Annotated in this window: 18 protein-coding genes and 1 pseudogene; 8 read left to right on the top strand and 11 right to left on the bottom strand. The window is 70.6% G+C overall.

Annotated features, from left to right (window positions below; all coding sequences use genetic code 11):
• The 5 genes and pseudogenes from IF37_RS0135010 to IF37_RS0134990 form a co-directional block, all read right to left on the bottom strand.
• A pseudogene (locus IF37_RS0135010) lies at positions 1-889 on the bottom strand (hypothetical protein); the annotation flags it as partial.
• A gap of 191 nt (positions 890-1,080) precedes the next feature.
• Positions 1,081-1,497: a DUF6113 family protein gene (locus IF37_RS0135005; RefSeq protein ID WP_030752391.1), complete on the bottom strand. Its 417-nt coding sequence runs from the start codon at positions 1,495-1,497 to the stop codon at positions 1,081-1,083.
• Positions 1,494-2,348 (bottom strand): N-acetyl-1-D-myo-inositol-2-amino-2-deoxy-alpha-D-glucopyranoside deacetylase, encoded by an 855-nt coding sequence (gene mshB, locus IF37_RS0135000; RefSeq protein ID WP_030752388.1) that lies wholly within the window; start codon positions 2,346-2,348, stop codon positions 1,494-1,496. Before mshB ends, IF37_RS0135005 begins: the two co-directional genes overlap by 4 nt.
• 9 nt (positions 2,349-2,357) lie before the next feature.
• Positions 2,358-2,945, bottom strand: coding sequence for a Uma2 family endonuclease (locus IF37_RS0134995; RefSeq protein ID WP_030752385.1), 588 nt, complete (start codon positions 2,943-2,945; stop codon positions 2,358-2,360).
• Positions 2,942-3,829 (bottom strand): hypothetical protein, encoded by an 888-nt coding sequence (locus IF37_RS0134990; RefSeq protein ID WP_030752382.1) that lies wholly within the window; start codon positions 3,827-3,829, stop codon positions 2,942-2,944. Before IF37_RS0134990 ends, IF37_RS0134995 begins: the two co-directional genes overlap by 4 nt.
• Positions 3,830-4,197: 368 nt before the next feature.
• On the opposite strand from IF37_RS0134990, the gene IF37_RS0134985 reads away from it, so the two are divergent.
• Together IF37_RS0134985 and IF37_RS0134980 are read left to right on the top strand one after the other, a co-directional pair.
• A complete protein-coding gene (locus tag IF37_RS0134985; RefSeq protein ID WP_030752379.1) occupies positions 4,198-5,055 on the top strand; it encodes a helix-turn-helix transcriptional regulator in 858 nt (285 codons plus the stop codon).
• The gene (locus IF37_RS0134980; protein WP_030752376.1) at positions 5,052-5,261 is read left to right on the top strand and encodes a DUF397 domain-containing protein; all 210 of its coding nucleotides are present in this window, start codon (positions 5,052-5,054) and stop codon (positions 5,259-5,261) included. Before IF37_RS0134985 ends, IF37_RS0134980 begins: the two co-directional genes overlap by 4 nt.
• 43 nt (positions 5,262-5,304) lie before the next feature.
• Here the strand turns inward: IF37_RS0134980 and IF37_RS0134975 are convergent, their stop codons facing one another.
• On the bottom strand, positions 5,305-5,499 hold the full coding sequence (locus tag IF37_RS0134975; protein WP_030752374.1) for a hypothetical protein: 195 nt from the start codon (positions 5,497-5,499) through the stop codon (positions 5,305-5,307).
• A 173-nt stretch (positions 5,500-5,672) separates the two neighbouring features.
• On the opposite strand from IF37_RS0134975, the gene IF37_RS0134970 reads away from it, so the two are divergent.
• Complete coding sequence (locus IF37_RS0134970; protein WP_030752371.1) at positions 5,673-7,802, top strand: S9 family peptidase; 2,130 nt, start codon at positions 5,673-5,675, stop codon at positions 7,800-7,802.
• Positions 7,803-7,912: 110 nt separating this feature from the next.
• Here the strand turns inward: IF37_RS0134970 and IF37_RS0134965 are convergent, their stop codons facing one another.
• Genes IF37_RS0134965 through IF37_RS0134945 form a run of 5 tightly spaced genes read right to left on the bottom strand, consistent with a single transcriptional unit; the run spans position 7,913 to position 13,510 of the window.
• Entirely contained in the window at positions 7,913-8,971 is a 1,059-nt protein-coding gene (locus tag IF37_RS0134965; RefSeq protein WP_030752369.1) for an ABC transporter ATP-binding protein, read from the bottom strand.
• Complete coding sequence (locus IF37_RS0134960; protein ID WP_030752360.1) at positions 8,964-9,938, bottom strand: ABC transporter ATP-binding protein; 975 nt, start codon at positions 9,936-9,938, stop codon at positions 8,964-8,966. Before IF37_RS0134960 ends, IF37_RS0134965 begins: the two co-directional genes overlap by 8 nt.
• 4 nt (positions 9,939-9,942) lie before the next feature.
• Positions 9,943-10,923 (bottom strand): ABC transporter permease, encoded by a 981-nt coding sequence (locus IF37_RS0134955; RefSeq protein WP_030752357.1) that lies wholly within the window; start codon positions 10,921-10,923, stop codon positions 9,943-9,945.
• Entirely contained in the window at positions 10,916-11,836 is a 921-nt protein-coding gene (locus tag IF37_RS0134950; protein WP_030752354.1) for an ABC transporter permease, read from the bottom strand. Before IF37_RS0134950 ends, IF37_RS0134955 begins: the two co-directional genes overlap by 8 nt.
• Before the next feature lie 6 nt (positions 11,837-11,842).
• Positions 11,843-13,510 carry an ABC transporter substrate-binding protein gene (locus IF37_RS0134945; protein WP_030752351.1) on the bottom strand — a complete coding sequence of 556 codons (1,668 nt, stop codon included), beginning with the start codon at positions 13,508-13,510 and terminating at the stop codon, positions 11,843-11,845.
• 471 nt (positions 13,511-13,981) lie between these two features.
• Between IF37_RS0134945 and IF37_RS0134940 the strand changes: the two genes are divergently transcribed.
• The 5 genes from IF37_RS0134940 to IF37_RS0134920 all read left to right on the top strand — a co-directional run.
• Positions 13,982-15,010: an ABC transporter permease gene (locus IF37_RS0134940; protein WP_030752348.1), complete on the top strand. Its 1,029-nt coding sequence runs from the start codon at positions 13,982-13,984 to the stop codon at positions 15,008-15,010.
• Between the two features lie 79 nt (positions 15,011-15,089).
• Positions 15,090-16,853 carry an ABC transporter substrate-binding protein gene (locus tag IF37_RS0134935; protein WP_030752345.1) on the top strand — a complete coding sequence of 588 codons (1,764 nt, stop codon included), beginning with the start codon at positions 15,090-15,092 and terminating at the stop codon, positions 16,851-16,853.
• Positions 16,854-16,973: 120 nt separating this feature from the next.
• Positions 16,974-17,954 carry an ABC transporter permease gene (locus IF37_RS0134930; protein ID WP_030752343.1) on the top strand — a complete coding sequence of 327 codons (981 nt, stop codon included), beginning with the start codon at positions 16,974-16,976 and terminating at the stop codon, positions 17,952-17,954.
• A gap of 52 nt (positions 17,955-18,006) precedes the next feature.
• On the top strand, positions 18,007-19,041 hold the full coding sequence (locus IF37_RS0134925) for an ABC transporter ATP-binding protein (RefSeq protein ID WP_030752339.1): 1,035 nt from the start codon (positions 18,007-18,009) through the stop codon (positions 19,039-19,041).
• Between the two features lie 25 nt (positions 19,042-19,066).
• Positions 19,067-19,567 (top strand): dipeptide/oligopeptide/nickel ABC transporter ATP-binding protein (locus IF37_RS0134920; protein WP_037857818.1); only part of this gene is annotated, 501 nt, incomplete at its 3' end.

Genomic DNA, 19,567 nt, shown 5'->3' with positions numbered 1-19,567 from the left:
CGCCGGGGCCGTTGAAGCCGCTGGCGCCGCCGTGCCCGCGGGCGCCGCCCGCGGCACCGCCGTAGCCGTCGCGCCCGTTCGCGCCCGGCGCGTCGGCGCCGAAGCCGCTCCGGCCGCCGTGGTCCGGCCCGTTCTCCGAGAAGTACGGCAGGTCGTCCCGGCCGGACTCGCCGGGGCGGGAGCCGCCACCTCGCGGGCCGGCGCTCAGCGCCTCGGTCACGTCGAAGGAGCCGGTGCCGCCGCCGTGTCCCGGGGCGACGGGGCCGCCGGTGGCACCGGGCAGGCCCTTGCCCTTGGAGCCGCCGGGCGCGCTCATGGCACCGACCACGCCGCCGGGACGGCCGCCGCCGGGGCGTGCGCCGGTGGAACCGGCCGCGCCGGACGCACCGGGACCACCCGTACGGGGGGCCGCCGCGCCGGGGGCCGGGGTGGCGGGGGCGGAACCGGCGGTGATTCCGGCGCCGTTCGTGCCGCCGCTGCCCGGTGTGCCCTTCGCGGGGCCGGACTTGCGGGGCGCGAACCAGTCGCTGGCCGCCTTCTCGTCCGCCGGGCCCGTGGGCTCGGCCGGGGCCTCGGCGGCGCCGGCGGGCGCCCGTTCGGCCACGGGACGCGGCTCGGCGGCGGGCGCCTCCTCCCCGGCGCCCTCGCCGTCCCCGACGGTCTTGCGCACGACGACCGGCGGGATGGGCCGGGATCCGGGGATGTTGATCCGGATCCGGGTCGTCAGCGTGGTCTCGGTCTTCTTCTCCTCCGGCCGCGCGCCCGCGTGGCCCGCGCCCGTGGCGTCGTCGGAAGCCAGGGGGGTCCCGTACGGCGGCGTGCCGGAGGGGTATGCGGCTCCCCCGCGCCCGTCGGGCCCGGAGGACGGAGTGTCAGTTTCACGACTCAAGGCAGGTTCTCCCGGTTGGCTCCGCCGCCCGTTTCGACCTCAGCTGGGGGTGCCCCCTGTTCGAGCGCAGTCGAGAACTTGGGGGAGGCTCGGCGGCGCGCACCACCATACTGGCCGCTTCTGGCGGGTATCCCACGACCGCTGGGGAAACCCACACGGGACTCGCACGCGCCCCCCGGCGAAGCGGTACGTCACTTCTCAAGTCGGGCGGAGCCGCTCCCGGGTTGCCTTCCGGCGCCAACGGTGGCGCAGATCACAGCGAGGGCCATGCCTCCGAGCAGGAAGAGGTACGAGCCGCCGCCCGCGCCGAACAGGAAGTCGCCCTCCGGACGCGTGGTGGTGAGCAGGATGACGGCGACGATCCAGCCCGCCGCCGGCGCGACCGCCCCGCCGCGGCTGCGGGTGGCGTACGTCCCGCCGAGGAAGACCCCGGCGGCGCCCGCGAGGGCGAGCAGCAGCCCGCCGGGGAACCAGGCGGCCTGCACCAGGGCTCCGGCGAAGCCGGTGACCGCGCCGAGCAGGAACAGGCCGACGAGGGCGGCGGCCCGCCCGGGGGAGGGCGGGCGCAGCGGCTGGGCGAGCGCGGAGCCCGGTCCGCCGCCGCTCACGACGCCTCCTCGACACCGGCGAACAGGTCGGTCTCGCCGGGCTGTCCCGTCCCGCGCACCAGCTCGTAGTACTCGGTGGTGAACAGCGGCTGGGCCAGGGCGTTGGAGAGGGCGAAGTACGGCTCGGCCACCTCGATCTGGGTGGCGTGGGCCCGCATCGCGGCGGCCTTGGCGGCGGCGTGCGCGGTGCCGTCGACCGCGGTGGTGATCCGCTCGTCGTCGACCACGCCGGGTACGTCGTCCACGGCGGCGCCCTTGTCGAACGGCAGGGTGCCCAGCTCGTCCTGGAGGCGGGCGAAGGCGGCCTCGGCGACGGAGCGCGGGACGCGGTTCCAGTAGACCTTGGCGATCCGGTGGCCGCGCTCGGCCGCGAGGTCGACGGCGCGCATGGCGACGCGGTGGGCCTGGATGTGGTCCGGGTGGCCGTAGCCGCCGTTGTCGTCGTACGTCACGAGGACCTGCGGCCGGACCTCCCGGATCACCTCGGCGAGGCGGCCGGCGGCCTCGTCCACGTCGGCCTGCCAGAAGCAGCCGGGGTCGTCGTTGTCGGGCAGGCCCAGCATCCCGGAGTCGCCGTACCGCCCGGCGCCGCCGAGCAGCCGTCCGTCCGTGACGCCGAGCGCGCCGAGGGCGGCGGTCAGCTCCCCGCGCCGGTGGGCGCCGAGGGCGGGGCCCGTCAGGTGCCGCAGCTCCGGCGGAATGACCTCGCCCCGCTCACCCAGGGTGCAGGTGACGAGGGTCACATGAGCACCCTCGGCCGCGTACCTGGCCATGGTCGCGCCGTTGTTGATCGACTCGTCGTCCGGGTGCGCGTGCACCAGGAGCAGACGTCGCCCGGGCAGTTCCGTCATGGGACCACCCTACGAGGTGGCCGCCCCCGCGTTCTCGCCCTGGTAGCGCGGCAGTCCCCCGGTCGGGATCGTCCAGTCGGCGATGGTGACGTCCTCGCCGTAGACGAAGTCCTTGCGGGTGGCGTAGCGGGGACCGCCGGGGGTGGGGTGGATGTCCGAGAAGACGGCACCGGTGCCGGTACGAGGGTCGAAGACCGCGTAGACGGGGACGCCCATCAGGGGGTAGTCCCGGAGCTTGCCCACCCAGTCGTTGTCCGGGTTGGACCGGGAGACGATCTCGACGGCGGCGATGGCCGCACGGGGGTCGACGGAGCCCTCGACGTCCAGGTCGGTCCAGGCGATCACCAGCACGTCCGGGTGCCGCATGATGCCCTCGGGCACGTCCTCCACGTCGGGGGTGCCGGTGTGGGCCGTGATCCCCTCCGGCACGACTCCTTCGAGCCGCTTGCGGATGTGCGCCGTGGTCAGCTCGTGCGGTCCGTTCGGCGCCGTCAGGTCGTGGACGATGCCGTCCCTGGTGATCTCGAACCTGCCGGGCAGCGTGTCGTCCATGGACCGCAGGAAGTCGCGTACGGCCCGGTAGACCGTCGCCTTCATGCCGGGCGGCCCCCTGGGCCGGTTCGGCAGTCGTGGCAGCGGCCCGGTTCGGGGGCGCGGAAGGCCCGGTCGCAGCCGTCGCACGTCTGGAGCGGGTGCCGTACGGGCGCCGGGGCCGCCGGGGCGCGGAACGGCGGCGGGGGCGGGAGCTGGGCGGTGAGGCGGTGGGCGAGCAGGGCGGCGGGCCTGCGCAGCCCCTCGGGCGGCAGGCCGGCGGTCAGCGCCCGCCGGACGAGCGCGGGACCGACGTCACGCTCCAGCCAGGCCGCGACCCCGGGTGCCAGGTGCGCCGTGTCCGCCGCCGAGAGCAGCAGACGCCCGTCGTGGCGGCGCAGGTCCGCGAGGAGTTCGCCGGCCGTCTGGAGGAGGGCGGGCGCGGTGACGGCCGGCCGGGGGACCTCGGGGAGCGGTGCGCGTCCCACGCGGGACGGCCGCTCGGCCGGGGCCGTCGCCGGGCGTTCCGGCCGGGCCGGGCAGCCGGACCTGTCGGGGCGGCGCCGGACGCCCGGCTGGTTGCAGGAGATCGTCCGGGTGACGATCCGGCCGTCGGGGACGCGCTGCCGTTCCCGGCGCAGATAGCCGTGGGCCTCCAGCTCGCGCAGGGCGCCCGCGATCCGGGTCGCGCCCTCGGGGAAGCGGGCGGTGAGGCTCTTGATGTCGATGCGGGCGCCGGACGGCAGCGACTGGATGTGGCAGGCCAGACCGATCGCGAGCAGGGTGAGGTCGGGGTGCTGGGTGAGGTGGTTGCCGATCACCGTGAAGCGGTTGCTGTGGCGGGCGTTGTCGTGGATGAGCCCGCCGGACCGGGGACGCCGGTTCGGGTGCTTGTTGCCCGCAACACGGGCCGGGGCGCGCGGGGGCACGCTAGGGTTCTGGGTATCCATCAGGAAGGGGTCTTCTTCCTCGGTGGTCAGGCCCTCGCACTGGGATGGCAGTCCCGGCGGGGGCCGTCGCATGTCCGCTGTCGTCTCGGCTGAGCGTAGGGCCACCCGGGGACGCGAAATCCAGTCGAGCCGGGCATATTCACCCACCCGAGTGAGCCTGCGCGCCGGGCGGGAGGGGTGGGGCTCGGTGAGGTTCTTTTCCCTGCCCGTTCTTGGCTCTTCAGCGGCCGGGAGCACCGGAACCCGGGGCGCCGGGTCCCGGTGGACGGGACCGGAGCGATTTCCCGAATCGTGTCACTCAGTGTTGCCATCGGCACCTACCGTGATGAAGACCTGATGAAGGCCACTGGTACGACGGAGGGGCGCGGATGTCCGTGGACGCCGATGCGGTGAGCGAGCCGGGCTGGGAAGTGGACCCGGACGACGAGTGGGGAGTCGCGGTCATCACGACCGTCGGCAGGCAACTGAAGCTGCGCCGGGAGGCGGTGGGGATGCGGGCCGCCGACTTCGCGAAGGCGACCGGCTACAGCGAGGACATGATTTACAAGATTGAGAGCGGTCAGCGGATTCCTCGGCCGGAGTTCCTCGACAAGGCGGACGACGTGCTGGGCGCGGGCGGTCTGCTCGCGGCGATGAAGCACGACGTGGAGAAGGTCCGGTACCCGAGGAAGGCGCGTGACCTGGCGGCGCTGGAGGCGAAAGCCGTCGAACTGCTCTCGTACGGCAACCACCACGTACACGGGCTGTTGCAGACGGAGGAGTTCATGGAGGCCCTGATGGGCTCGCAACGCCCCAAGCTTCCACCGGACCGGCTGAAGGAGGCCGTGGCCGGACGCCTGGCCCGGAAGAAGATCTTCGAGCGCTCACCCGCACCCGAACTCAGCTTCGTGCTGGAGGAAGTCACGTTGAGGCGGCCGATCGGCGGTACGCCGGTGTTGCGACGGCAGCTCCGACACCTGCTGGACATCGCTCAGTTGCCGAACGTGCAGATCCAGGTGATGCCGACGGACCGCTGGGACCATCCCGGCATGGGAGGGCGCATCCAGGTGCTGAAGTTCGAGGACGGCACGGCCGTCGCCCGCATGGACGACGGGTACGGGGGCCGCCCCGTCTCCGACCCGAAGCAACTGCGGATCGTCGAACTGCGCTATGGCAGCATTCGGGCTGAGGCCCTGAACCCGAAGGAGTCCGCGGCCTTCATCGGTCAACTGCTGGGAGGGACATGATGCGCAAGGCTTCCACCGGGGGCGCCCCCGGCCTGGCGTGGTTCAAGAGCAGCTACAGCGACAGCAGCGACCCGAACGACTGCGTAGAGGTCGCCATAACCCCCCGCGCCATCCACGTCCGTGACTCCAAGCATGCCGAAGGCCCCCGGCTCGCGCTGGCGCCGGGTACCTGGAGCCGGTTCCTGGCGTACGCGTCCGAGGGCTGACACGAAGGGGCGACGGCCGACCGGGCCGTCGCCCCCTCGGACGTCAGAACTTGATGCTGCCGATCATGCTCGCGACGTTGGTCGTCAGGTCGCTGATCGTGGGCGCGACCGTTGAGGAGGCGAGGTAGAAGCCGAGGAGCATGCAGATGGCGGCATGACCGCCCTTCAGCCCCGACTTCTTGATCAACAGGAAGACGATGATCGCCAGCAGCACAACCGCCGAAATCGAGAGTGCCACGGCGGCTCACCTCCAAAGATCCCAGGGGACACGGGTTCCAGACCAGTCGAGCAAGTCCATGCGTACGTCAGCACGTTCATACCCACACAGCGGTAGTGATCATAACTATCAGTGCTCGCGCATCGCGCGGCGCACAGCCGCACAAGGGGGCGCACGGCCAATATGGTCGGGGTATGACGAACGAGGCTGACTCCTTCCCCCGCCGGCACGCCCGGACCCAGCGGTTCACGCTCGGCGCGCCGCGTGCGTTCACCGTGGCACCCGACGGGTCGCGTGTCGCGTTCCTGCGTTCCGGCTCCGGCACCGACCGGGCCAACTCCCTGTGGGTGCTGGACCTTCCGGAGGGCACCGAGCGCCTGGCGGCCGACCCCGGCACCCTCCTCCAGGGCGCCTCCGAAGAGCTGTCGGCCGCCGAGCGGGCGCGCCGCGAGCGCAGCCGCGAGGGCGGTGCCGGCATCGTCGGCTACGCCACCGACGGGGCCCTGGAGCTGGCGTCTTTCGCCTTGTCAGGGCGGCTTTTCACGGCGGAGCTGCGGGCCGGCACGGCGCGTGAACTCACCGTCCCGGGACCGGTGATCGACCCGCGTCCCTCCCCCGACGGGCGGCACGTCGCGTACGTCGCCCAGGGCGCGCTGCGGGTGGTGGGCGCCGAGGGGGACGGCGACCGGGCGCTGGCCGAGCCGGAGTCGGCGGGGGTCTCCTACGGGCTCGCGGAGTTCGTCGCGGCCGAGGAGATGTCCCGTTCGCGGGGATTCTGGTGGGCGCCGGACTCCGACCGGCTGCTCGTGGCGCGCGTGGACGACACGCCGGTGAAGCGGTGGTGGATCTCCGACCCGGCCCGCCCCGAGCGTGAGCCAACCAACGTCGGGTACCCCGCGGCGGGCACCCCGAACGCGGACGTCCGCCTGTTCGTCCTCGGCCTGGACGGGGGGCGCACGGAAGTCGCGTGGGACCGGTCCCGGTACCCGTACCTGGCGCGTGTGCACTGGTCAGCGGCGGGTGCGCCGTTGCTGCTGGTGCAGGCGCGGGACCAGCGCAGCCAGTTGTTCCTGGCGGTGGACCCGAAGACGGGGGCCACGCGGATGGTGCACGCCGACGAGGATCCAAGTTGGCTCGAACTTTTCGCCGGTGCGCCCTGCTGGAGCCCTTCCGGGCAGCTCGTGCGGATCGCGGACGAGGGTGGCGCGCGGGTGCTGGCGGTCGGCGAACGCCTGCTGACCAGCGGACAGTTGCACATTCGTGCGGTTCTGGACGTGGGCGCGGACGACGTACTGGTTTCCGCCTCTTCCGGTCCGGGGGCCCCGGCACCGGAAATTGGCGAAGTCCATGTGTACCGGGTGAACGAACTGGGGCTGGAACGGCTGTCGTCGGAGCCCGGCGTGCACTCCGCGGTGCGGGGCGGGGGCGTCACCGTCCTGCTGTCCGCGACCCCGGACCGGCCGGGCACCCGGGCCGAGGTACTGCGGAACGGGAAGCCGGTGGCGACTGTCCGGTCGTACGCCGAAGATCCCGGTATGTCCCCGCGGCTGACCCTCACCGAGGGGGGCGCACGCCGAATTCCGTGCGCCGTGCTTATGCCACAGGACTACCACGGTGACACTCCCCTGCCGGTACTCCTGGACCCCTACGGCGGCCCGCACGGCCAGCGGGTGGTCGCCGCGCACAACGCCCACCTCACCTCCCAGTGGTTCGCCGACCAGGGCTTCGCGGTGATCGTCGCCGACGGCCGGGGCACCCCGGGCCACTCGCCGGCCTGGGAGAAGTCGATCAAGGACGACGTGGCGGCCGTGGTGCTCCAGGACCAGGTCGACGCGCTGCACGCGCTCGCCGAGCGGTACCCGCTGGACCTGGACCGGGTGGCGATCCGCGGCTGGTCCTTCGGCGGCTACCTGGCCGCCCTCGCGGTGCTGCGCCGCCCGGACGTCTTCCACGCGGCCGTGGTCGGCGCGCCCGTCACCGACCTGCGGCTGTACGACACCCACTACCAGGAGCGCTACCTCGGCGACCCGGGCGAGCAGCCGGAGGTGTACCGCCGCAACTCGGTGATCGACGACGCGGGCCTGGTCGACCCGGCCGAGCCGCACCGCCCGATGATGGTCGTCCACGGGCTGGCCGACGACAACGTGGTCGTCGCCCACTCCCTGCGCCTGTCCTCCGCGCTGCTGGCCGCCGGCCGGCCGCACGAGGTGCTGCCGCTGTCCGGGGTGACCCACATGACCCCGCAGGAGACGGTCGCGGAGAACCTCCTCCTGCTCCAGCTCGACTTCCTCCGGCGTTCGCTCGCCCGGCCGGCCGAGCGGTGAACACCCTTAACACACAGGCAACTTCACGGAAGCCGTACCGATATACGGACACGGAAGCCTGAACTGCGTACGGCCGTGCGGGTGCCGTAAGCGGGCCGGGGTGCGCCATGTCACCCCGGCCCGTCGCCGTCCGGCCGGACCTCCGGCGCCGGCACGACCGGCTTCTCCTCCGCGAAGTGGCACGCCGAGGGATGGGCCGCGGGACCCGGCGCCTGCCGGAAGACGGCCGGGACCGCCAGCGCCGGCACCTCCCGGGCGCACCGTTCCCGCGCCTTCCAGCAGCGGGTGCGGAAGCGGCAGCCGGACGGGATCGCCGTCGGCGAGGGCACGTCCCCGGTGAGGATGATCCGCTCCCGGCGCTCCCGGGCCCCGGGGTCGGGCACGGGCACCGCGGAGAGCAGGGCCTGGGTGTAGGGGTGGGTCGGGTGGTCGTAGATCTCGGCGTCCCGCCCGGTCTCCACGATCCGGCCCAGGTACATCACCCCGACCCGGTCCGAGATGTGCCGGACGATCGACAGGTCGTGCGCGATGAAGAGGTACGACAGCTCGAACTCCCTCTGCAGCCGCTCCAGCAGGTTGACCACCTGGGCCTGCACCGAGACGTCCAGGGCGGAGACCGGCTCGTCGGCGACGACGACCTCGGGGCGCAGCGCCAGCGCCCGGGCGATGCCGATGCGCTGGCGCTGGCCGCCGGAGAACTGGTGGGGGTAGCGGTTGACGTACTCGGGGTCGAGGCCGACCACGTCCAGCAGGTCCCGCACCCGGCGGCGCCGGTCGCCCTTGGGGGCCGCCTCGGGGTGGATGTCGTACGGCTCCCCCACGATGTCGCCGACCGTCATCCGGGGGTTGAGCGAGGTGTACGGGTCCTGGAAGACCATCTGGATGTTGCGGCGCACCGCCTTCAGGGCCCGGCCGGACAACCGGGTGACGTCCTCCCCCTTGAACCGCACGGTGCCGGCCGTCGGGCGCTCCAGGTGGCAGAGCAGCTTCGCCACCGTCGACTTGCCGCAGCCCGACTCGCCGACCAGGCCCAGGGTCTCGGCCCGGCCCAGCGTGAAGTCGACGCCGTCGACCGCCTTGACCGCGCCGATCTGCTTGCGGAACAGGACGCCCCGGGTGAGGGGGTAGTGCTTGACCAGCCCGGTCACCTCGAGGATCGGTTCAGCCACGCAGGCACTCCCTCCAGAAGTGGCAGGCGCTGGCACGGCCGCCGGGCACCTCGTACAGCGGGGGTTCCTCGGTGCGGCAGACGTCCCTGGCCATCGGGCAGCGGGGGTGGAAGGAGCAGCCGGGCGGGATGCGCAGGAGGTTCGGCGGCGAGCCCTTGATGGCGTACAGCTGCCGCCCCTTGCGGTCCAGGCGGGGCACGGACTCCAGCAGGCCGCGGGTGTAGGGGTGGGCCGGGGCCCGGTAGAGGTCGCGCACGGGCGCGGACTCCACGATCCTCCCGGCGTACATCACCGCGATCTGGTCGGCGACGTCCGCGACGACCCCGAGGTCGTGGGTGATCAGGACCAGCCCCATGCGGTACGCGCGCCGCAGCTCCGCGAGCAGGTCCATGACCTGGGCCTGGACCGTGACGTCCAGGGCGGTGGTCGGCTCGTCCGCGATGACGAGCGCCGGTTCCAGGGCCAGCGCCATCGCGATCATGATGCGCTGGCGCATGCCGCCGGAGAACTGGTGGGGGTAGTCCCGCACCCGCTGCGCCGCCGCCGGGATGCGCACCCGGTCCATCAGCTCGACGGCCCGGGCCCGCGCGTCCTTGCGGGACGCGCCCCGGTGCACGACGAACATCTCCCCGAGCTGCGCCCCGACGGTGAGCACCGGGTTGAGGGCGGACAGCGCGTCCTGGAAGACCATCGCCATCTCGGCGCCCCGGACCCTGCGCCGCTCCTCCCCCTTCAGCGTCAGCAGGTCCCGCCCCCGGAACAGGACGCGCCCGCCGGTGATCCGGCCGGGCGGTGTGTCGAGGATGCCCATCACGGCCTGCGCGGTGACCGACTTGCCCGACCCGGACTCGCCGAGCACGGCCAGCGTCTCCCCCGCGTCCACCGCGAGGCTCACCCCGTCGACGGCGCGCGCGACCCCGTCCCGGGTCCGGAACTCCACGCCCAGTTCCCGCACTTCGAGCAGCACGCGGTCACCTCAGCTTCGGGTCGAGGGCGTCGCGGACCGCGTCGCCGAGCATGATGAAGGCCAGGACCGTGACGGCCAGGGCGCCCGCCGGCCAGAGCAGGGCGTGCGGGGCGTTGCGGATGTAGGGGGAGGCGGCGGAGATGTCGATGCCCCAGGAGACGCTGGGCGGTTTGAGGCCCACGCCGAGGTAGGACAGGGTCGCCTCCAGCGCGATGAACGTGCCGAGCGCGATCGTCGCGACCACGATCACCGGCGCCACGGCGTTCGGAGCGATGTGCCGGAGCATGATGCGGGAGTCGGAGGCGCCGAGGGCGCGGGCGGCCTGCACGTAGTCGTTCTGCTTGACGGTGATGACCGAGCCGCGCGCGATCCGGGAGATCTGCGGCCAGCCGAGCAGCACCATGAACCCGATGACCGGCCAGACCGTGTGGGAGGTCACCACGGAGAGCAGGACGAGACCGCCGAGGACGACCGGGATGGCGAAGAAGACGTCCGTCAGGCGGGAGAGCAGGGCGTCCCAGACACCGCCGAAGTAGCCCGCGAGCCCGCCGAGGACCGACCCGAACACGGCCACCCCGAGCGTGGCGCAGAGCCCGACCGTGACGGACGTACGGGCGCCGTAGACGGTGCGCGTGTAGACGTTGCAGCCCTGCCCGTCGTACCCGAAGGGCGCGCCCGGTGCCGGGCCGTCCTGGGCCTTGGCCAGGTCGCACGTCAGCGGGTTGCCGGAGGCGATCACCGAGGGCCACAGGGAGATGAGGACCAGGAAGCAGATGACCAGGGCGGAGAGCAGGAAGACCGGGTTGCGGCGCAGGTCCCGCCAGGCGTCGGACCACAGGGAGCGGGGCTTGCCGGCCGGCCCGCCGCCCTCCGGTCCGCCCGGCGCCCCCTCCAGCGTGGCGGCCTCGCTCGCGCCCAGGTCCATCGCGCCGCCCATGCCGGTGCCGGCGATGGCGCGCTCGGGCCGGTACGGCTGTTCAGGCATAGCGGATCCTCGGGTCGAGCACGGCGTACAGGAGGTCCACCAGCAGGTTGGCCACCAGGAACACCAGGACGAGCACGGTCACGAAGCCGACCACCGTCTGGGTGTTCTGGCGCAGGATGCCCTGGTAGAGCTGGTAGCCGACGCCGTGGATGTTGAAGATCCGCTCGGTGACGATCGCGCCGCCCATCAGCGCGCCGATGTCGGTGCCGATGAAGGTGACCACCGGGATGAGCGAGTTGCGCAGCAGGTGCCGGGTGACGACCCGGCGCCGGGGCAGGCCCTTGGCGATCGCCGTGCGGACGTAGTCGGACCGCTTGTTCTCCGCGATGGAGGTGCGGGTCAGCCGGGTGACGTAGGCGAGCGAGACGGAGGCGAGGACCAGCCCGGGGACGATCAGCTCGTCGAAGCCGCCGGTGCGGACCGAGGGTCTGATCCAGCGCCACTCGATGCCGAAGAGCAGTTGCAGCAGCAGACCGGTGACGAAGGTCGGCACGGAGATCACGACCAGGGTGGCCAGGAGCACCCCGGTGTCCACGGGCCGGCCGCGCCGCAGTCCGGTCACCACGCCGAGGGTGATGCCGATGAGGATCTCCAGGACGACGGCGACGACGGTGAGCCGGATGGTGACCGGGAACGCCGTCGCCATCAGCTCGGTGACCGGCTGTCCGTTGAACGCCGTGCCGAAGTCGCCGGTGAAGACCTTCCCCATGTAGGTGAGGTACTGCCGCCACACCGGCTGGTCGAGGCCGAACTCCCGCCTCAGCGCGGCGGCGGTCGCCGGGTCGCAGGCCCGTTCCCCGCACAGACCGGCGACGGGATCGCCCATCACGTTCACCATCAGGAAGATCAGCAGGGTGGCCCCGACGAAGACCGGGACCATCTGGAGGAGCCGCCTGAGGACGTAGCGCCCCATGCCGGCTCAGCCGACCCTGATCTCGTTGTACACGGGGACGCTGAAGGGGTTGAGGGCCACGTTCGACAGCCGCTCGGAGTATCCGGCGTTGCCGTTCTGGTACCAGAGCGGGATGGCCGCCATGGCGTCCCGTACGACCTTCTCGGCCTGCTGGAAGCCGGCGACCGACCGGGCGGTGTCCCTCTCGGCGTTGGCCTTGTCCACGAGCCGGTCGAACCTCTCGTCGGACCACTTGCCGTCGTTGGAGGAGGCTCCGGTGTAGTAGAGCGGCTGGAGGAAGTTCTGGATGAGCGGGTAGTCCATCTGCCAGCCGGCCCGGAACGGACCGGTCATCTTCTGCCGGCCGAGCTGGTTGCGGAAGTCGGCGAAGGTGCCGACCGGGTTGCCGACGCACGCCTTGTCGTCGCCGAGCGCGTTGTTGATGGAGTTGCACACCGCGTCGATCCACTCCCGGTGCGAGCCGGTGTCCGCGTTGTAGGTGATCGTGAGCCGGCCGCGGGGGATGCCGCCGCCTTCCTTGACCAGCTCCCTCGCCCGGGCCGGGTCGTACACGCACGCCCTGCCGCACAGGCCGTCCTTGAAGCCGCCGGCCGCGCCGAGCACCGGGGAGGTCCAGTCGGTGGCCGGGGTGCGGGTCCCGCGGAAGATGGTGTCGGTGATCTGCCGGCGGTTGATCGCCATGGACAGCCCGGTGCGGACCTTCTCCGCGCCGGGTCTGTTCCACGCCTTGTCGTAGTAGGGGAAGGCGAGGGTCTGGATGATGCCCGCGGGGGTGTTGAGGTAGCGGTCGCCCAGGTCGCCCCTGACGTTCTTCAGCTGCGCGGCGGGGATGTCGTCGGCGAGGTCGAGATTGCCGGCCAGCAGGTCGGTGTAGGCGGTGTTGCTGTCGGTGTAGACGAGCAGGGTCACGCCGTCGTTGCGCGCCTTGTCCGGGCCGGGGTAGCCGTCCCACCGCCTCAGGTACATCTGCGCGCCCTTGGTGTAGGACCCGACGGTGTAGGGGCCGTTGCCGACCGGCTTGCGCAGCCAGGCCGCGTGGTCGGTGAAGAAGACGCGGGGCAGCGGGGCGAAGGCCGCGTAGCCGAGGGTGTCGGGGAAGCCGGAGAACGCCTGGTTGAGCCGGACGGTGAAGGTGTGGTCGTCGAGCACCTTCAGCCCGGACAGCTTGCCGGCGCGCTGGACGCCGGTCTCCGGGTGGACCCGGTCGTACCCGTCGATGTAGCCGAAGAAGTAGGCGTTCTTCTGGTGGTTGCCGAGCCCCGCGCCGTAGTTCCAGGCGTCCACGAAGGACCGGGCGGTCACCCGCTCGCCGTTGGAGAAGGTCCAGCCGGTCTTGAGCCGGACGGTGAAGTTCCGCGAGTCCCGCGTCTCGATGGACCGGGCGAGCCAGTTCCGGGCCTTGCCGGTCCGCGGGTCGTACTTCTTCAGCCCGCGGAAGAGCATGTCGAGCACCTTGCCGCCCTGCACCTCGTTGGTGTTGGCCGGCTCCAGCGGGTTCTGCGGGTCGCCCCAGGAGGAGGTGAGCACGGCACCGCCGTTGCCGCCGCCCGATCCGCTCCCGCAGGCGGTGGCCGCGAGCGCCGTCACGAGCACACCGGCGGCGCAGCGGGCGACTGCTCGCCGGGGGGCGGCTCGTCGCGTGACGGCCCGTCGGGCGTGCCTGCTGCCACGCATGGCGTGCCTCCTCATGGGCCGTGCTCGGTTACCGGTCGCTATCGACACATACCGCGCCCGACTCCCGCTCGATGCCCGTTTCGACAGCCTTTGGGGGGACACGTCACCCGAAGGATGGCACCACCCCTCCATCCCGTTGATGATCTTGGGTGGCGAGCGCAATAGATCTTCGCGTAACGATGCCGAAACGTTGGATTGAGGCACGGCGATGTACGCATTTCGACACTCCACCGTCCGCATATCGAACTTCTTGCCCGTTTCGCCTGATTAGTCCGATGTGAAGCACGGATTGATTACGGCGCGCTACCCGCGTAGCTACAGATCAGTCAAGGTGGAGTAAAGAAGGTAAAGAGACAACCAAGGGAGCCGAGAATTTATTGACCTTGAATGAATTGCGTTGAAAAAGTCCGGCGTAGCCCGTAGGGGAGCGCCCTGCGGAGTCATCAGACCCTCCCTTGGGCCAGGAGCACCATGACCCCCCCAACTCCCTCCGCGGCTGCCCCGCTCGAGGTCACCGACGAGACCGCCGAGAAGTCGACCACTTCTCCCGGTCCGAGCGGGAGCGAGAGCAGGTCTCCCAGGCAGCTCGCCTGGCGCCGCTTCAAGCGTGACCGCACGGGCGTCGTCTCGGCGATCATCGTGATCTGCTTCTTCGTGGTCGGCCTCGCCGCGCCGCTCATAGCGAAGCTGTACGGCAAGGACCCGTACACGACGTACGGGCTCAGCAACCCCGGGCTCCTGGGCGACAACAGCTACCCGGTCAAGCCGAACGGCGGCATCGACGGCGAGTTCTGGTTCGGCGTCGAGCCGGGCCTGGGACGTGACGTCTTCACGTTCCTGCTCTACGCGATCCGCAACTCGCTGCTGATCTCCACCGCCATCACGGTCCTCGTCATGATCGTCGGTGTGGTGATCGGCGTCACCGCCGGCTACATCGGCGGCAAGACGGACTGGTTCCTCGGCCGGGTCATCGACATCCTGCTCGCCTTCCCGCAGCAGCTGTTCTTCGTGGCCTTCACGCCCGTCGTCCTGAACCTGTTCGTGGCGCCCAACGAGGACACGCCGACCTGGATCGTCGTGGTCTCCCTGGTCTCGCTGCTGACCGCGTTCGGCTGGTCCTCCATCGCCCGGCTGCTGCGCGGCCAGGTGCTCGCCCTGCGCGAGCGTGAGTTCGTCGAGGCCGCGAAGGTCACGGGCGCGTCTCCGGCTCGCATCATCTTCAAGGAACTACTGCCCAACCTGTGGACGCCCATTCTGATCCAGGGCACCCTCTTGCTCCCGGCGATGGTCACCACGGAAGCGGGACTGGCCTTCCTCAACGTGGGCATCTCGGATCCGACCCCGGACTGGGGCGTCATGCTCGGCCGAGCGGCTCAGGTGTACCAGGACGACATCACCTACCTGCTCTTCCCCGGCATCGCGATGGTGGTCTTCGTCCTGGCGTTCAACCTCCTCGGCGACTCGCTGCGCGACGCGCTCGACCCGAAGACCAAGCGCTGACCCCGGCCCTCTTCAGGACCACGGCAAGGACGCCGGGGTGCCGGGCTTCTCTCATCAACTCACTCCAAGGCAGGATGCGATGTCCTTCTCGCGCAGAAACTTCCTGATAGCCACCGGTGTTGCCGCCGCCTCCAGCTCCGTGCTGAGCGCGTGCAGCAGTGGCAACTCCAGCAGCACCGGCACCGGCAAGCAGGACGCGGCCAAGGCCCACACCACCTCCGTCAAGATCGGCACGGCGGCGGACTCCCAGGGCCCGGCTCCGGAGGTCTCCGGTGCCAAGAAGGGCGGCAAGGTCTACCTGCTGAACGACGACGACTTCTCGCACCTCGACCCGCAGCGTGTCTACTACGCGTGGAACTCGCTGGCCGTGGTCGTCCTCGCCCGCACCCTGACCGGTTACAAGGTCGGCGACGACGGCTCCATGACCCTGGTCGGCGACCTCGCCACCGACACGGGCACCATGAAGGACGGCGGCAAGACCTGGTCCTTCACGCTGAAGGACGGCGTCAAGTGGGAGGACGGCTCCGACGTCACCGTCGACGACGTCCGCCACGGCTTCGAGCGCGCCTTCGCCAACTTCGTCACCGAGGGTGCCGTCTACGCCCAGAGCTGGCTGACGGGCTCGCAGGAGTTCCGCAAGTCGTACCCGGGTCCGTTCAAGGGCAACAAGCACCTGAAGTCCATCGAGACGAGCGGGAAGACCATCACCTTCCACCTCGCCGTGGCCCGCCCGGACTTCAACTACGTCGTCGCGATGCACTCGTACGCGCCGAACCCGGTGAAGCACGACACCAAGCAGGACTACGACAAGAAGCCGTTCTCCAACGGTCCTTACAAGATCAAGTCGCACCAGACCGACAAGTCGATGGTCCTGGTCCGCAACGAGCACTGGGATCCGAAGACGGACCCGATCCGCAACGCCTACCCGGACGAGTTCGACTTCACCTTCGGTATCGAGGCCGCCACCGCCGCCGACCGTCTGATCGCCGACACCGGCAACGACCAGTACGCGGTCTCCTGGCGCACGGTTCCGCAGGACCGCGTCCAGCAGGCCACCACCAAGGCCAAGGACCGCCTGTTCGAGGACCTGAGCAGCGGCACCAGCGTCTACTGGATCAACCAGACCCGCGTCACCGACATGAAGGTCCGCGAGGCCATCATCAAGGCCTGGCCCACCGCCGGCATCCGCCAGCTCCAGGGCGGCGTGCACCGCGGTGACTACGCGACCGGCATCATGAGCCCGCTCGTCGCCGGCTACGAGTCGCAGGACGTCTGGGGCAAGCTGAAGAACCCGGCGGGCGACCCGGCCGCAGCCAAGGCGATCCTGAAGAAGGCCGGCAAGCTCGGCACCAAGGTCGTCTACGCCTACCAGCAGGACGACGTCAACGCCAAGATCAAGGTCGTCGTCGAGAACGCCCTGAAGGCGGCCGGCTTCGACGTGGTCACCAAGGGCATCGACTCCACCACCTGGTACGACCAGATCGGCAAGATCGACAACGAGTACGACATCTACTGGGGCGGCTGGTCCGCCGACTGGCCGACCGGTTACTCGGTCTTCCAGCCGCTGTTCGACAGCCACAACGTGGTGGACCAGGGCACCAACTACTGCCACCTGAAGAACCCCGACGTCGACGCGGCCATCAAGGCGGCCACGGCGGAGACGGACCAGGACAAGGCCAACAAGATGTGGGCCGCCCTGGACAAGCAGGTCACGGAGCTGGGCGCCTTCATCCCCGACGTCTACATGAAGCGCCTGTACATCCACGGCTCGAAGCTCGCCAACGTCAAGATGGACCCGAACTTCGACGGCTGCATGCTCTACAAGCTGTACGTCAAGGCCTGATCAGCCCCTGAGAGGTGGGGCGGCCCCACGGCCGCCCCACCCTCGGCTCGTCCACCGGGCCTCCGGTCACCCCGGCCCGGCCCGTTCCGCACGACGGCCCTCCCAGGAAAGCCAACCCCCATGCTTCGCTTCCTCGTCCGCCGGCTCCTCGGCGCCGTGATCACGCTGATCATCATCAGCGCGATCACGTTCATGCTCTTCTACGCGGTGCCGCGCGACCCCGCCCGCGTCGCCTGCGGCAAGGTCTGCACCCCGGAGACGCTCGACGTGATCCGGCACAACATGGGGATCTCGGACCCGATACCGGTCCAGTACTGGCACTGGCTCCAGGCCATCTTCGTGGGCCGCGAGTACCCGGGCTTCGGCCACTGCGACGCCCCGTGCCTGGGCTACTCGTTCATCAACCGCGAGCCCGTCCTCGCGACGGTCTGGGACCGCTTCCCGACCACGGCCTCCCTGGCCATCGGCTCCTCCGTGGTCTTCCTGATCTTCGGTATCGGCATGGGCATGCTGGCCGCCGTGAAGCAGGGCAAGGCCCTGGACAAGATCGCCAGCTCCTCGTCGCTGGTCGCCTCGTCCATGCAGATCTACTTCGTCGGCCCGGTCGCCCTGTACCTCCTCGTGTACCAGACGCACCTGCTCGACCAGCCCTCGTACACCCGCTTCACCGACAACCCTGGCGCCTGGTTCACCGGTCTGCTGGTGCCGTGGCTGGTCCTCGCGCTGATCTGGACCGCCAACTACACCCGTATGACCCGCTCGCAGCTGGTCGAAGCGCTCAGCGAGGACTACGTCCGCACGGCCCGGGCGAAGGGCATGTCCCGGCGCAACGTCTTCTTCCGCTTCGCCTGGCGCGGCGCGATGGGCCCGATCGTCACCATCTTCGGCATCGACATGGGCGTCCTGCTCGGCGGCGCGATGATCACCGAGAAGACCTTCAGCCTCCAGGGCCTCGGCATGCTCGCCGTGAAGTCGGTGACCAACAACGACCTGCCGATGCTGCTCGGCGTCATGATCATCACCGCCGGCTTCGTCGTGCTCGCCAACATCGTCGTGGACGCCGTGTACGCCCTGATCGACCCGCGGATCCGGCTCGCCTGACCGCGCTCTTTACCACCAGCTACCCCGCATCACCCCCCTCTGGAGCGTCCCCGTGACGAGCACCGATTCCCAGCCCTTCCTGTCCGTCAAGGACTTGAAGGTGCACTTCTCGACCGAGGACGGCGTCGTCAAGGCCGTCGACGGTCTCTCCTTCGACGTCGAACGCGGCAAGACGCTGGGCATCGTGGGTGAGTCGGGGTCCGGCAAGTCGGTCACCAACCTGACCATCCTCGGCCTGCACAACCCGGACCACACCAAGGTCGAGGGCTCCATCGAGCTGGACGGCGAAGAGCTGAACGGCGCCTCGGAGAAGACCCTCGAGAAGCTCCGCGGCAACAAGATGGCGATGATCTTCCAGGACGCCCTGGCCTCGCTGTCGCCGTACCACACCGTCGGCACGCAGATCAGCGAGGTGTACCGCAAGCACACCGGCGCCTCCAAGCAGGAGGCCCGGGCGCGGGCCATCGAGATGCTGAAGCGCGTCGGCATCCCGCAGCCGGACCGCCGGGTCGACAGCTACCCGCACGAGTTCTCCGGCGGTATGCGCCAGCGTGCGATGATCGCCATGGCCCTGGTGTGCGACCCGAAGCTGCTGATCGCCGACGAGCCGACCACCGCGCTCGACGTGACGGTGCAGGCGCAGATCATGGACCTGCTCAAGGAGCTCCAGCAGGAGTTCGGCACCTCGATCATCTTCATCACCCACGACCTGGGCGTGATCGCGGACATCGCCGACGACGTGCTGGTGATGTACGGCGGCCGGTGCGTGGAGCGCGGCTCGAAGGAGGAGGTGCTGCGCAGCCCGCAGCACCCGTACACCTACGGCCTGCTCGGCTCCATGCCGACCCTGGACGGCCCGGTCGACGTGCCGCTGAACCCGATCCCGGGCTCGCCGCCGTCGCTGCTGAACCCGCCGTCCGGCTGCCGCTTCCACCCGCGCTGCGCCTTCGCCGACAAGGTCGCGGACGGCCGGTGCTCGAAGGAGAGCCCGCTGCTGGAGATCGTGGACGGCCGCGGCAGCGCCTGCCACCTGACGGAGCAGCAGCGCCGCGAGTACCTCGCCGACACGGCCGCCAAGGCCCACTGACGTAAACAGACGGGATTTCACCACCATGAGCAGCACCACTCCCCTCCTGGACGTCTCCGGGCTGACCAAGCACTTCCCGATCAAGGGCGGTTTCCCCATCCGCCGCACGGTCGGCGCGGTGCAGGCCGTCGACGGCGTCGACTTCCAGGTCGCCGAGGGCGAGAGCCTGGGCCTGGTCGGCGAGTCCGGCTGCGGCAAGTCGACCACCGGCCGGCTGATCACGCGCCTCCTGGAGCCCACGGCCGGCAAGATCACCTACCGCGGCCAGGACATCAGCCACGCCAGCCGCAAGGAACTCGCGCCGATACGGTCCGAGATCCAGATGATCTTCCAGGACCCGTACGCGTCGCTGAACCCGCGGCACACGGTCGGCAAGATCATCTCCGGTCCGATGGAGATCAACGGGATCAACCCGCCCGGCGGCCACGAGAAGCGCGTCCGGGAACTGCTGGAGATCGTCGGTCTCAACCCCGAGCACTACAACCGGTTCCCGCACGAGTTCTCCGGCGGCCAGCGCCAGCGCATC

This window comes from Streptomyces sp. NRRL S-31, assembly GCF_000718775.1.
In the GTDB taxonomy this organism is placed as follows: Bacteria; Actinomycetota; Actinomycetes; order Streptomycetales; family Streptomycetaceae; genus Streptomyces.
Note: the sequence above shows the minus strand (reverse complement) of the source record. Positions and strands in the feature narration are given on the sequence as shown.